This is a genomic window from Streptomyces sp. Alt3, from assembly GCF_030719215.1.
Taxonomy (GTDB): Bacteria; Actinomycetota; Actinomycetes; order Streptomycetales; family Streptomycetaceae; genus Streptomyces; species Streptomyces glycanivorans.
The window spans coordinates 278,289-289,606 of record NZ_CP120983.1; the positions used below are offsets into that span (position 1 = coordinate 278,289).

Here is an 11,318-nt window from a genome sequence, read left to right on the forward strand (position 1 = left end):
GCTCTTTCAGATTCTTGCGCAAGGTGATGCGTCGTCACCGATACGGTGTCGGCGGCCAGTCGGCGGAATCAGCCGCAGGGCCGCCGCGGATCAGCAGACCGGCGGCAGGAGCCCTGCGGCGGCCCGCAACGCCGCTGCGTGGCGGTCGAGTTCGGGCGCGCCGCCCCGGTCGGCCGGCATGGACGCCATAAGGGCGAGCCGGTCACGCCAGCTGTTTCCGGCGAGAGGCACGGCGACCGTGTTCATCCCCGGCACCGACTCGCCGGCACTGTCGGCGCGGCCGAGGGCACGGATACCGGCCAGTTCGGAGAGCAGTGCCGAACGGGAGACCAGGGTGAGGCCGGTGACACCGGGCAGCCGCTCCTCCGGGTAGAGCGCGCAGACCTGTTCGGTGGTCAGCCGGGCGAGCAGCACCTTGCCCGCCGAGGTGGCGTGCGCGGGGTGTGCGCGGCCGGCCTCCAGAACGGCGCGCACGGCGTGCGGGGACTCCCTGCCGTCCGTGATGATCACCTGGTCGCCGATGAGCGCGGCGGTGCTGACGGTCTCTCCGGTGGCGTCGGCCGCCGCGTCCAGGACGACCTGCAGGCGGGCCCTGATCTCGGGTCCATAACCGGCCGGGCGGCCCAGCGTGACCAGTTCGGGCCCTGCGGAGTAGCCCCTGCCCGAGCCGTCCCGGGTGGCGAAGCCCCGCGACTCCAGGGTGCTGAGCACGCGGTGCGCGGTGGAACGGGCCACGTCCAGCTCCCTGGCGGCGTCGGTGACCGACAGGGTGTCGTGGGTGAGGAAGAGGCGCATCAGGCGCAGCCCGGTGTCCAACGACTCGATGATGTAGTTCTTGGGGTCGGCCACGGGGTCCTCCCGGTCGTGTCTCCGGGGCGTGTTCCTGGTACGGCGCCCCGCACCCATGATTCCGGGTCGGCCGGACTGCGGAGCGACCGCCGTCCATGACGAGTCCGGTGCCGGCGCCCCGGGGCGGACTCGGCCGGCGCACCGGCGCGTGCGCGCGCGAAGCCGCCGAGCGGTGATGAACCCCGCTGCGTGGGACGGGTCTTGACCCGACATCAGCCGTACTGCTTGGATCACCCGCATGAAGCGCTGCCAGGAGCTCACGCGTCGACGCCACGTCGATCTCGTGCGTACCGCCGGCGCTCTCTGTCTCTGCGCGGGCTGACACCGCGGACGGGTGCCCGGCACCCTCTGCCCGCACCGGCTCCCGCCCCCACGCGTGGTGAAGGTCCGGGCATGATCGGCCGGTGCCGTCTTCGGGCCCCGTCGCCTCCTCACGGCGCTGCTTCCACGCTGCTCGCGGCCCTGTCCCCGTCACCCGCGGCTGCTCGCCGGTGGGCCTGCGTACCTCGGATCGCGGGGTGGCCGGCCCCTCCACCCCTGCCCTCCTGGTACTCCCTGCCGGAAAGGACCGTCTCGCCGTGCCCATCCTCTCCTCCGCTCCCCGCCGGGCCACCCGCTGGAGGCCCGTCGGCGCGCTGCTGGCGGCCTTCGTCATCGGCTGCGCCAGGCTCGGCCTCGGCCGTCTCCCCCGCGTCCTTCGGCCCGACGCCTCCGCACAATCCGTACGCCGGTCCCGACGGCACCGCCACCATGCACGGCGACACCGGCTCCTCCGACACCACCCCACTGGCCGGGCCCGGTGCCGGCACCCTGTCGTCCTCACGCACCGCACTGGCCTCGGCCTGCCCGACCGTCCTCGTCGGGGCCGACGGCTATCCCGTCGCCCTGTGCACACCGATCTTCGGCCAGGTGCCCACGGTCCATCTGCTCGATCCGGACGACGGGTCGTCCCTGACCACGTTGCAACTCACCAAGGGCTCGCTGCTGGGTGGGGTCTACGCCTACATCGACCACCAGGACCGGCTGGTCGTCGCGGACGGAAGCCGCAGTCTGCTCCGGGTCGGGCACCACCGGGACGGAGAGGGCCGCTGGAGCCTGACGGTGGACCGGAGCCTGTCGCTGGCCTCCGTCATACCCGAGGGCGACGCGGTCACGGGTCTCGCACCCGACTGGGACGGCCGTGTCTGGTTCGCCACCGGCGGCGGCGTGGTCGGCACGGCCGACGACACCACGGGCACGGTGAAGGCCCTCACGCTGCCTGCCGGCGAGCGGGTCGCCAACAGTATTTCCACGGCGCCGGAGGGGACGGCCGTCACCACCACCCACGCCACCTACCTCCTGGGCTCGCGGGACGGTGCGCCGAAGATCCTCTGGCGCAAGGCGTACGACCGCGGCTCGGCCCGCAAGCCCGGTCTGCTGAGCTGGGGCAGCGGATCCACGCCCACGTTCTTCGGTCCGGCCGAGGGCACCGAGTACGTCGCCGTCGTCGACAACGCCGACAGGGCCGCCAACCTGAAGGTGTACCGCACGGCCGACGGCTCGGACGTCTGCTCGGTACCGGTCCTCGCGGCGGCGAACGGTCCCGGCAGCGAGAACTCCCCGGTGGGTGTCGGCCGCAGCGTCTTCGTCGCGGGCACCTACGGCTACCCCTACCCCGCAGTCCCCGAGGGTGCCGGAGACAGCGTCCCGGCCTCCGCGGACTTCGCCGGCGGCCTGTCCCGGGTGGATGTACGGGCGGACGGCTCGGGGTGCTCGCTCGTGTGGGACAACGCCCTGCGCTCGGCGGCCGTTCCGAAGCTGTCGACGGCGGACGGGCTGCTCCACACCGTGGTGCGCGATCCGCTGATCCCAGGCACCAGGGGAACGAGCCTCCTCGACCCCTTTCGCTATGTGCAGATCGACCCGGCCGACGGACGGGTCACCCGCTCGGCGAAGGTCGGGGTGGGGTCGCTGTACGACACGCTCCAGATGGCGGGCACCGTCGCACCGGACGGCGCCTACCTCCAGGGGACCGTGACGGGGGTGCTGCGCATCACCGCGCGGTGAGTGTGCCGTGGCGGGCAGGGGGCCACTGCCCGCCACGGCACACTCGGCCGCTCCTCCCCACGTGTTTCACCGAAGGAACGTCCAGCCGCGGCGGCGGTGGTGAGGACCGCCGGAAGCGGCCGGTGCTGATCCGCAGTGTGTGCTCCGTGGGCGTCGAACCCCGGATCGGCGTTCAGGCGGGGGGCGGGTTGCCGTGGTTGACGATCCCGTAGGCGGACACGAGGTCGGTGTGCTCGGCGTCGGCGCGCGCGTCGGCGGGGCCGACCGAGTGGAAGAGGCCTTCGATGGCCCCGGGGTTGTTGATGACGAGGACTTCTGCGGTCGGTGTGATGGTCTGGAAGGTGTGGGGGACCAGTCGCGACACGTAGACGTAGGCGCCCGGTTCGGCGTCGTGCACCTCGCACGCGTCGAGTGAGGTCGATCCGACCCAGAAGCGGACGCGGCCGGAGAGGACCACCCAGCTCTCGTCCTCCCGGCTGTGGGTGTGCAGTGGGGGCGCGTCCTCGCGGCCCACGGTCAGTCGCATGACGCTGACCGCTCCACCAGTCTCGCCGTTGGTCGCCACCTGCTCGATGACGTTGTCGTAGTAGCGGAAGTCCTGGCCGTCGCCTGGGTTGCGTACGAGGGCGATGCTCATGTCTCTGCCTCCTCACGACACGGTCCCCACTCGGGGTGACCGGTTCGTCGAAGTCGGTGTGATGGGTGCGGGGAGTCGTCCGTCGAGGGTGCTCGCGGGGCCGGCCTCAGAGGGTGATGCAGAACGGGTGTCCGGCCGGGTCCAGCAGGATGCGGCGCCGTTCGGGCAGCGGTTGCGGGTCGGCCACGACGGCCCCCAGGGCGACGAGCCGGGCCTGGGCCGCGTCCAGGTCGTCCACGCCCAGTTCGAGATGAGCCTGCTTCTGCACGGAGGAGTGCGGCCAGGTGGGGGCCTGGTAGTCGTCCAGACGGTAGAAGCCCAGCCCGGGTGAACCCTCGCGGCTCAGGAATACGAAACCGTCGGTGGAGATGGTGATGGGCAGGCCGAGTGCCTCGCTGTAGAAGTGCGCGAGTCCGGCGGGATCGGGGCAGTCCAGGGTGACGCCCAGGTAGCGGATCGCGGGGTGGGGCGGGACGTGGGAAGACATCGGAACTCCCGGTGGTGAGGTGAGGTCGGGCCGCGCTGACCGGGGACGGTCAACGAGTCGCCCCCGAAAGGAACGGTGGCGGCCCGGCTGCGGGCAGGCGTCATCACCGGAGCCGGTGACGGCGAGTGTGCCGAGGGTGCGGTGTAAGGGTTTGCCGATGCGGGCAGCGGGCGCCCTCGTGCGCTGCCGGGCCGGGACGCTGCCCCTGGTTGTCGCTGCGGGGCGTCGGGGCCCGCAAGGGGCTGCGCGCCCAGTCAGGAGACGGAGCGTCGCCGGGTACGGCGGTTGATGTCGTCGGAGCCGTCGGTTGTCACGGCAGGCTCCGGTGCTTCGTCAGTGCGTCGACGGCTCCGGTGGCCGGCGAATCCACTGGGGCAGGAGTTCGTAGAGCCGGTTCGCGATCTCATCCGGGTCGCAGTCGGTGTTGCCTCCGACTGCGGCTGAGAAGACTCCGTGCACGCCGGAGGCCGTGTAGACGTCCTCGACCGAGTTGTTCGCGCCCGCCTCCTGTTCGTTCACGCCGAGGTCGCGCCGAAGAGCGTGCAGTTGCTCCAGGAGGAGGTCGCCGATCCCCATCAGTCCGCTCGGCGATCGCCAGGTCGAAGCCAGCAGGAAGAGGCTCTTGCGCTGTCGAAGAGAGCCGAGCATGGCGTTCAGCGTGGCCACTGCGACAGCGGTCGGGTCCGCCCCCATCTGCCGGTCGCGGATGTTCAGGTCGTGAAGGGCCCGGAAGTCCTCTGCGATCACGTACACCGCGGCCTCTTCGACCGAGTCGAAGTGGTTGTAGAAGGTGGCGCGGTGAATGCCGGCGGCTTCCGCCAGCGCGGAGACCGAAGGACACGTCTGCGTCCGCTCCATGAGATCGGCCAGCGTGTCCGCGATCGCCCGTCGCGAGCGGGTGAAGCGCGGATCCGCTTCGACTGCCGAAGGCTGCTCACTCACCATGGTCGCACCCTACTTCGAGGCCGGTCGTCCGGCTCCGCCGCCTCGGGTTTCGGCCGCCGTCTGCGCCGCCCGGCCGCCGGTCCGGACGCCGTCGGCATGCGCGCGATGCCGGGAACTCCAGTCATGACGGCCGACGCCGCGGGCACGGACGTCGCGCGCGCCCGCTCCCGGCCGGCATCGGTGTCGGGCACCTTCCGGGCGCCGGGATTCACGTAGGACATGGCACTCCTTCCCTGGCTTCGTTCTCGACGGTACCACTATTCGACACCTGTCAATTAGTGGTTTACGGTGCTGGAGACGAAGCAACCCGCCACCCAAGGACGGACGCACCATGTCGGAAACCGGCAGCAGCACCTATCTCACGGCCACGGCAGACAAGCTCGCCGTGGTGGAAACCCTCTACCGCTACGCCGCAGGCCTCGACCTGCGGGACAAGGACCTTCTCGCCTCGGCGTTCGCGGACGACGCCGTAGCCGACTTCGGCCCGGCCACGAGGAAGGCAGGCCAGGAGTACCCGCCGATCAACGGCAGGGAGACCATCGCGCAGGCCCTGCTGGGTTCACTCAGCCACCTGGACACCACGCACTCCGTGAGCAATCCGCGGGTGAGTCTCGACGGAGACACGGCACACCTGGAAGGGATCGTGGCGTGCCAGCATCTGCCCCGCGAGGACCACTCGCGTCACGTCCTGATGACCAACCGCTACGACGTCGACCTGGCCCGCCAGGGCGACGTGTGGGTCATCCGGCACGTCACCGTCGACAACGCCTGGACCCAGGGCGACCCCACCGTCCTCGCCGGCATCTGAGAACGCCTGCCGGGCGCTGCGTAAGGAACGTCTAGCCCGGACGCCGCGGCGCGTCCGGGCCGGACCCGGCAGGTCTCAGGGCCGGCGACGCCGGCCCGGCTGCCGACGGGCCCCGCTCACCCTCCGCGTGCGCCACCGGCCACCCGAAGCGCACGGACCTCGTCACATCTCGGGTGGGAGCGCGTGAACTTCCCGGCTTCCCCCCTCACGATCGGAATCCCATGAGTGCCACCGCCACCCCCGACCGACGCCAGGATCACGGCGAGATCCTCGCACTGCTGACGGCCTACGTCTTCGGACTGGACCGTCGCGACTTCACCCGCGTCGCCTCCGTCTTCACCGAGGACGCCGTCGTGCAGAACGTCTTCGACGCCTACCTGCCGGAAGGCGAGAGGTTCAGCGGCGTGACAACCGGCGGTAGGGCTGTCGCCGAAGGGGCCCGCAAACTGTTCGGCAGCCTCGACGCGACGCAGCACCTGCTGGGCGCCCAGAGCATCGAGCTCACAGAGACGGGAGCACACGCGTCCACCCAGATCGTGGCCCATCACCACAGGGGCAGCGGCCACTACCACACGGGTGGCACCTACGAGGACGATCTCGTGCGCACGCCCGACGGCTGGCGCATCTCACGCCGGACGCTGCACATCCACTGGACGACCGGCAGCCCCGACGTCGTCCTCGCCCCGTGAGCTGAACAGCAGAAACTCTGCGGCCCCATCGCTCCGCACCGAGACGTGCGCGGTGACGCACCAGCCGCGAAGGGGGACCTGCCGCTGCAGCCGTCGTCCGGCCAGGGCATCACGGCCAACGCCCTGATGCCGGGAGGAATCCGCACCGGACTGCAGCGCCACCTCGACGAGTCCTCGACGGACCCCGAGCAGGAGGCGATCTTCGACGCCTACCCGTGGCGCACCGCCCAGCAGGGCGCTGCCACCTCCGTGCCCCTGGCGGCCTCCCCTCTCGTGGAAGGCATCGGTGGACGCTACTTCGAGAACTGCAACGAAGCGCTCCCCAGCGATGTCGTCCCGGCCGACGGCGAGGCCGACGGGGTAGCGGCTCACGCCCTGGACCCGGTGGCCGCCGAGCGTCTGTGGCAGGTTTCCGAGGACCTGCTCGCGAGCTGACCACGTTCGTGGCTCCGACGACGCGAAGTTGCCCGCGACGTGCCGCGACCCGAGGAGCACGCCCACCCGCAGGCATCGCCGGGCCCGAGGTACTCACGCGAGAGCTGGTCGCGGTGCTGTGGAAGAGAGTCCGAGGATCAAGTTAGGGTCACCTGACTGACGCGCCCTCAGCGCTTCGACCTCGCTCTGACAAGGAGACGCTCATGCGCCGCGTGACGGAACAGGCTCGCACCGCGTACGGCAGCACGGCCGCCGGGGAGGGCGCCTTCGCCGGGTTCGGGCTGCCCGGCACGCCCGGCAGCCCTGAGTTCTGGGCGGCGGCAGGAGCACCCGCGTCGCTGCCCGCCGAGGACGGCGGGTGGGTGACCCTGTTCCTGTGGCGGGGCTCTCCGGCGGGTGTGGGCTTCGAGAGCTGGTCGAAGCCCGTGCCCCTGCACCGGTGGGAGGACACCGACTGCTGGTACGCGGAGGTCCGCATGCCGCCCCGGCTCCGGGTGACCTACCAGTTCCTCGCGGACGACGGGGAGTACGCCGACGCGTTCAACCCGGAGGGCGCGGGCGGTGACCGGTCGGTCTTCGCGACCCCGGACGCTCCGCACCAGCCGCACTGGCCCGCCGTGGGTGCCGACGACGTCCTGCCCGTCCCGGCCACCCGGATCCGCTGGGCGAGCGTGCTGCTCGGGGGACGGCGCACCGTGCGGGTCCACCCGGTCGGCGGCGGTGGTCCGGTGGTCCTGCTGCTCGACGGGGACGACTGGCTGTACCTCCATCCGGCCATGACGGCGTTCGAATCGGCCGTGGCGAACGGGGACCTTCCCCCGGTCACCCTGGTCTTCCTCCCGTCGAAGGACCGGGCGGCGGAGTTCGGGTGCCGTCCCGAACTCTGGGAGGCCGTCCGGCACGAACTGCTGCCGCTCGTGGCGGAGTCCGGCGTTCGCGCGGACCTGGACCGGCTGGTGGTCGCCGGGCAGAGCCTGGGAGGTCTGAGCGCGATGTACGCGGCCCTGGAGTTCCCGGAACTGGTGTCCCGGGTCGCCTGCCAGTCTCCGTCGTTCTGGTGGACACCCGGCGCCCTGGACCGGACGGACCTCCTCGACGGCCCGGCAGGCGGCAGCATCGCCGAGCAACTGCGCGAGCGCCCCGATCTGTCCGGGCTGCGGGTGGCCTTCGACGTGGGCGAACACGAGACAGGCATGCTTCCGCACTGCGAACTCGCGGAGGGCCTGGCCGAACAGGCCGGTGCGACCGTGCGCGTCTCACGGTCGGCCTCGGGCCACGACCGGGCGGGCTGGCGGCATGCCCTGCTGAGGGATGTCGCCTGGGCACTAGCCTGACAGGTCGTCACGAAATGAGTCGAGTCGCAGGTCCTGTGCCCGTCGATCTGTCCGTGCGGGATGTCCGGGTGCGTGCGGGTCCTGTTCCGGACGGCCCGTGGGGGCGCGTGGATCCGTCGCCCACGCGTCCCGGCGTCGGGCACCGGAGTTGCTTGCCGTGCGGCACTACGGCCACCCTTGTCGTCGGAAGCGACGCGGCGATGACCCGTCGAAGAAGCAGACCGACCGACCCAGGAGTCCTGCATGATCAGAGCCGACCACCTCAGGCAGGTCGCCCGGAAGGAACCCGGCTGCCTCAGTACCCCGAGGAGCTGCGCATGACCACCGATCTGGTGGCCTTCGTCCGGGCGCGTTTCGAAGAGGAGCTGGAGAAGGCCCGCTACGCCGGCGACGTGGTGGGCAGGCAGCCCGAACGCTTCGGCGTCGAACCCGAGGACGCCGCCAAGCACGCCCGCTTCTCCGTCGCCGCAGCCGAGGCCCGGCTCGTGTTGCTCGCCGACACCGTGGTGCCGTACCTGGGAACTGCGGGGCCCGGCGGCCGGAACGCCGAATTCCAGCTGCGACTGCTTGCCGCGCCCTACGTCGAACACCGGGACTACCCGCACGACGAGGGATCCGCCCACCAGCCCGGGAGCCCTGCATGACCGCCGAACTGGTGGCCTTCCTCCGAGCCCGTCTCGACGAGCAGGAGGCAGCCGCTGTCGCCGCCGGCGGCGCGGGTGAGGGCTGGCAGGCGTTGGGGACGGGCGTCTACTCCGCGGCCTCTGTGGACGACGACGTCCCGCCTCTGGTCACTGCCGGGCCGGAGGTCGGCGGGTCCGACGAGGACGCCGCCCGCGCCGAACACATCGCCCTGCACGACCCGGCGCAGGTGTTGCGTGAGGTCGCTGCGACACGGGGGCTGCTGAAGCGGTACACGACACCCGAGACGGGTGAAGGGCTTCCGGACGCCTTCGGTCACCACACGGCCGGCACGCCACGCATGGCCGTCGAGGTGGCGGTGCGACACCTCGCGCAGGCGTACGCCCATCACCCGGACCACCGGCCCGGGTGGCACCCCTGAGCACACGCGCCGCGGCCTCCGTCTCAGGCCCTCTCGGCGTCCTCCTCCTGGTGCAGCTTCTCGAAGATGAACTCGTGCTTGAGGAACGACGTGTCGTACTCGTGCCCTGGGTGCGGCGGGATCAGCTGGGAGGCCTGGATCAGCCGCCAGCCGTCCAGCAGGGCGTCCAGTCCCGTTCCGTAGGGGGGCTCGTCGCCGTCGCCCGTGGTCGGGCGGGTGCGGCCGGTGCCGTCGTAGGAGGACCAGCCGATCACGTCGGCGTCGAGCGCCGAGTTGGCCAGGAAGAGGATCAGGACCTGCTGCCTCATGCGTTGCTCCCCAGGGCCGGCCGGTTGTTGACGCGGGTGACCCAGTGGTCGATGTCGAAGGTGTCGTCGCCGGTGAGCGCCCGCCAGAGCAGCACCCGGTTGTGGATCTCCAGGCGGCCCGCGGCCGGCTCGTACCAGTCGAAGCCCGTCCGCAGTTCGTGTCCCACCTGCGGGTCGTCGAGGTCGTCGGTGTTCCACAGCCGGACCTGCGGAACCGTCGGGTTGAACCGGATCTTGAACATGTACCGGGGGATGTCGCTGTCGTTCCTGCGCCCGCCGTGCCAGATGCCGTGGTGGAGAAGGACGACCGTTCCTGCCGGGCAGACGAGCCGGGTCTGGCCGCGGAGGTTCTGGTAGCGGCCTGTGTCCGTCTCGTTGGTGCGGCGCAGATGGCTGCCGGGCACGCTCAGGGTGCCGCCCATGTCGGCCGTGACCTCGTGCGGGTAGTACATGAGCTGGATGTCGAAGGCGTCCGGCCGCACGTCGATGATGGCGTCGCCGTGCAGCGGCTGGGCGAAGCCCTGGTGGGGTTCCCGTACGTGCACGGCGTGGTGGTCGACGGTCGGTTCCGGACCGACGAGGCTCCGGATCGCCCCGGCCACGGCCGGCAGTGACGTCAGCCGCCGGGCGAAGGACCCGGGAGCGAACGCGTCGGCGAGCGGCGTCCCGTAGGGCACCGGGGGTATCCCCGCGTCCAGGACGCCGACCGCCTGCTCGTTCATCGCGGGTGGAACCACCGCGTCAAGGCGCAGGGACCCGCTCGCGACGAAGCGGGCTACCTGGACCGAGGTCAGCAAGTGTTCTCTGGTCGTCATGGGGCAACGGTATGAGCTCCCGCCGCTCCGGACATGGGTTCTTTTCGTCGACCACTGGTAGATTTTCGTCATGGATCAGGTCTTGCTCTCGCTGGCCGAGCCTCCGGTCGTGGTGAACGTCGGAGTCGGCGTGCACGGTGTCAGCGGTCCGCGGGACGTCTTCAGGCTGCCCGGCCTCTGGCAGTTGCACCTGTACGGCTGGACCGGGCATCTCACCGTCGGCGGCAGCCGGCACGCCATCGGTCCGGGGCGGGTCAGCCTCGTTCCTCCCGGGACCGAGGCCACCTTCGACTACCGCGGCCGGTCGGAGCATCTGTACGCGCATCTGCGGCTGGCGGAGGCCGGGGAACGCCACCGCGTACCCGTCATGCAGGACGCGGGCAGGGAAGCCCCTCTCATCTCGGGGCTGTTGAAGCGTGCGCTGGCCGCCATGCCGGGTTCACCGGCCCAGGCGACGGCCGAGATGTGGACGGCGCTGTGGCGGGTCGCGCGGCTCGCGGGGAGTGAGCGTCCGGGTGGTGCGCACGGGGCGGTCGCTTCGGCCATGGCTCACATCGAGGCCAATCTCGCCGCCCCGCTGACTGTGCCGGAGATCGCCCGGCGCAGCGGGGTCTCCCACAGCCGTCTGACGCGTCTCTTCCGCGCCGAGACGGGATCGACCGTGGCTGCCTACATCCGGTCCCGCCGTCTGGAGCACGCCGGGCACCTGCTGCGCGAGTCGACGATGTCGGTCCAGGCGATCGCCTGCTCGGTGGGCATCGGCGACCTCCAGGCCTTCAACAAGGCGTGCCACCGCGAACTCGGCGGTTCCCCCCGGGCGATCCGGGGCCGGCTCCTGCCCGGGGGCACCGACGGATCGGACTGACGCAGGTGCGCCCCGGGCCGGAGCCGCCTGCCCGGCG

General features: G+C 71.3%; 15 protein-coding genes. 9 read left to right on the top strand and 6 right to left on the bottom strand.

Translation table 11 applies throughout. The features are described 5' to 3' along the window. Positions 1 to 90: 90 nt before the first annotated feature. Entirely contained in the window at positions 91 to 849 is a 759-nt protein-coding gene (locus P8A20_RS01340) for an IclR family transcriptional regulator (RefSeq protein WP_147961515.1), read from the bottom strand. A gap of 238 nt (positions 850 to 1,087) precedes the next feature. Between P8A20_RS01340 and P8A20_RS38600 the strand changes: the two genes are divergently transcribed. Together P8A20_RS38600 and P8A20_RS01345 are read left to right on the top strand one after the other, a co-directional pair. After that, positions 1,088 to 1,171, top strand: coding sequence for a putative leader peptide (locus P8A20_RS38600; protein ID WP_315985996.1), 84 nt, complete (start codon positions 1,088 to 1,090; stop codon positions 1,169 to 1,171). 233 nt (positions 1,172 to 1,404) lie between these two features. Further along, a complete protein-coding gene (locus P8A20_RS01345; protein ID WP_371934429.1) occupies positions 1,405 to 2,895 on the top strand; it encodes an NHL repeat-containing protein in 1,491 nt (496 codons plus the stop codon). Between the two features lie 172 nt (positions 2,896 to 3,067). Here P8A20_RS01345 and P8A20_RS01350 read toward each other — a convergent pair whose 3' ends face one another. The 3 genes from P8A20_RS01350 to P8A20_RS01360 all read right to left on the bottom strand — a co-directional run bounded on the left by P8A20_RS01350 (position 3,068) and on the right by P8A20_RS01360 (position 4,964). Continuing rightward, positions 3,068 to 3,532 carry a cupin domain-containing protein gene (locus tag P8A20_RS01350; protein WP_147961516.1) on the bottom strand — a complete coding sequence of 155 codons (465 nt, stop codon included), beginning with the start codon at positions 3,530 to 3,532 and terminating at the stop codon, positions 3,068 to 3,070. Between the two features lie 106 nt (positions 3,533 to 3,638). Beyond that, entirely contained in the window at positions 3,639 to 4,019 is a 381-nt protein-coding gene (locus P8A20_RS01355; RefSeq protein ID WP_147961517.1) for a VOC family protein, read from the bottom strand. A gap of 333 nt (positions 4,020 to 4,352) precedes the next feature. Then, positions 4,353 to 4,964 (bottom strand): TetR/AcrR family transcriptional regulator, encoded by a 612-nt coding sequence (locus P8A20_RS01360; protein WP_147961518.1) that lies wholly within the window; start codon positions 4,962 to 4,964, stop codon positions 4,353 to 4,355. A 331-nt stretch (positions 4,965 to 5,295) separates the two neighbouring features. Between P8A20_RS01360 and P8A20_RS01365 the strand changes: the two genes are divergently transcribed. The 6 genes from P8A20_RS01365 to P8A20_RS01390 all read left to right on the top strand — a co-directional run bounded on the left by P8A20_RS01365 (position 5,296) and on the right by P8A20_RS01390 (position 9,293). Beyond that, positions 5,296 to 5,772, top strand: a complete 477-nt coding sequence (locus tag P8A20_RS01365; RefSeq protein WP_147961519.1) for a nuclear transport factor 2 family protein — start codon at positions 5,296 to 5,298, stop codon at positions 5,770 to 5,772. 221 nt (positions 5,773 to 5,993) lie between these two features. Beyond that, entirely contained in the window at positions 5,994 to 6,461 is a 468-nt protein-coding gene (locus P8A20_RS01370; RefSeq protein WP_147961520.1) for a nuclear transport factor 2 family protein, read from the top strand. Positions 6,462 to 6,506: 45 nt separating this feature from the next. Continuing rightward, positions 6,507 to 6,896 carry an SDR family NAD(P)-dependent oxidoreductase gene (locus tag P8A20_RS01375; protein ID WP_306102672.1) on the top strand — a complete coding sequence of 130 codons (390 nt, stop codon included), beginning with the start codon at positions 6,507 to 6,509 and terminating at the stop codon, positions 6,894 to 6,896. 203 nt (positions 6,897 to 7,099) lie between these two features. Continuing rightward, entirely contained in the window at positions 7,100 to 8,230 is a 1,131-nt protein-coding gene (locus P8A20_RS01380; RefSeq protein ID WP_306102673.1) for an alpha/beta hydrolase-fold protein, read from the top strand. A 317-nt stretch (positions 8,231 to 8,547) separates the two neighbouring features. Beyond that, complete coding sequence (locus P8A20_RS01385) at positions 8,548 to 8,874, top strand: DUF6221 family protein (RefSeq protein ID WP_147961523.1); 327 nt, start codon at positions 8,548 to 8,550, stop codon at positions 8,872 to 8,874. After that, positions 8,871 to 9,293, top strand: coding sequence for a DUF6221 family protein (locus tag P8A20_RS01390; protein ID WP_147961524.1), 423 nt, complete (start codon positions 8,871 to 8,873; stop codon positions 9,291 to 9,293). The genes P8A20_RS01385 and P8A20_RS01390 overlap by 4 nt, the downstream gene beginning before the upstream one ends. A gap of 23 nt (positions 9,294 to 9,316) precedes the next feature. On the opposite strand, the gene P8A20_RS01395 is transcribed toward P8A20_RS01390, so the two are convergent. Further along, on the bottom strand, positions 9,317 to 9,601 hold the full coding sequence (locus P8A20_RS01395) for a hypothetical protein (RefSeq protein WP_147961525.1): 285 nt from the start codon (positions 9,599 to 9,601) through the stop codon (positions 9,317 to 9,319). Further along, positions 9,598 to 10,416: a phytanoyl-CoA dioxygenase family protein gene (locus P8A20_RS01400; RefSeq protein ID WP_187282264.1), complete on the bottom strand. Its 819-nt coding sequence runs from the start codon at positions 10,414 to 10,416 to the stop codon at positions 9,598 to 9,600. The genes P8A20_RS01395 and P8A20_RS01400 overlap by 4 nt, the downstream gene beginning before the upstream one ends. A gap of 70 nt (positions 10,417 to 10,486) precedes the next feature. On the opposite strand from P8A20_RS01400, the gene P8A20_RS01405 reads away from it, so the two are divergent. Beyond that, the gene (locus P8A20_RS01405; RefSeq protein WP_306102674.1) at positions 10,487 to 11,281 is read left to right on the top strand and encodes an AraC family transcriptional regulator; all 795 of its coding nucleotides are present in this window, start codon (positions 10,487 to 10,489) and stop codon (positions 11,279 to 11,281) included. The last annotated feature ends 37 nt before the right edge of the window (positions 11,282 to 11,318 follow it).

Excerpts from the sequence above, each read along its gene's own strand:
- P8A20_RS38600 (WP_315985996.1), top strand. The coding sequence starts at position 1,088 with ATGAAGCGCTGCCAGGAGCTCACGCGTCGACGCCACGTCGATCTCGTG.
- P8A20_RS01350 (WP_147961516.1), bottom strand. The coding sequence starts at position 3,532 with ATGAGCATCGCCCTCGTACGCAACCCAGGCGACGGCCAGGACTTCCGC.
- P8A20_RS01355 (WP_147961517.1), bottom strand. The coding sequence starts at position 4,019 with ATGTCTTCCCACGTCCCGCCCCACCCCGCGATCCGCTACCTGGGCGTC.
- P8A20_RS01360 (WP_147961518.1), bottom strand. The coding sequence starts at position 4,964 with ATGGTGAGTGAGCAGCCTTCGGCAGTCGAAGCGGATCCGCGCTTCACC.
- P8A20_RS01365 (WP_147961519.1), top strand. The coding sequence starts at position 5,296 with ATGTCGGAAACCGGCAGCAGCACCTATCTCACGGCCACGGCAGACAAG.
- P8A20_RS01370 (WP_147961520.1), top strand. The coding sequence starts at position 5,994 with ATGAGTGCCACCGCCACCCCCGACCGACGCCAGGATCACGGCGAGATC.
- P8A20_RS01380 (WP_306102673.1), top strand. The coding sequence starts at position 7,100 with ATGCGCCGCGTGACGGAACAGGCTCGCACCGCGTACGGCAGCACGGCC.
- P8A20_RS01385 (WP_147961523.1), top strand. The coding sequence starts at position 8,548 with ATGACCACCGATCTGGTGGCCTTCGTCCGGGCGCGTTTCGAAGAGGAG.
- P8A20_RS01390 (WP_147961524.1), top strand. The coding sequence starts at position 8,871 with ATGACCGCCGAACTGGTGGCCTTCCTCCGAGCCCGTCTCGACGAGCAG.
- P8A20_RS01395 (WP_147961525.1), bottom strand. The coding sequence starts at position 9,601 with ATGAGGCAGCAGGTCCTGATCCTCTTCCTGGCCAACTCGGCGCTCGAC.
- P8A20_RS01400 (WP_187282264.1), bottom strand. The coding sequence starts at position 10,416 with ATGACGACCAGAGAACACTTGCTGACCTCGGTCCAGGTAGCCCGCTTC.
- P8A20_RS01405 (WP_306102674.1), top strand. The coding sequence starts at position 10,487 with ATGGATCAGGTCTTGCTCTCGCTGGCCGAGCCTCCGGTCGTGGTGAAC.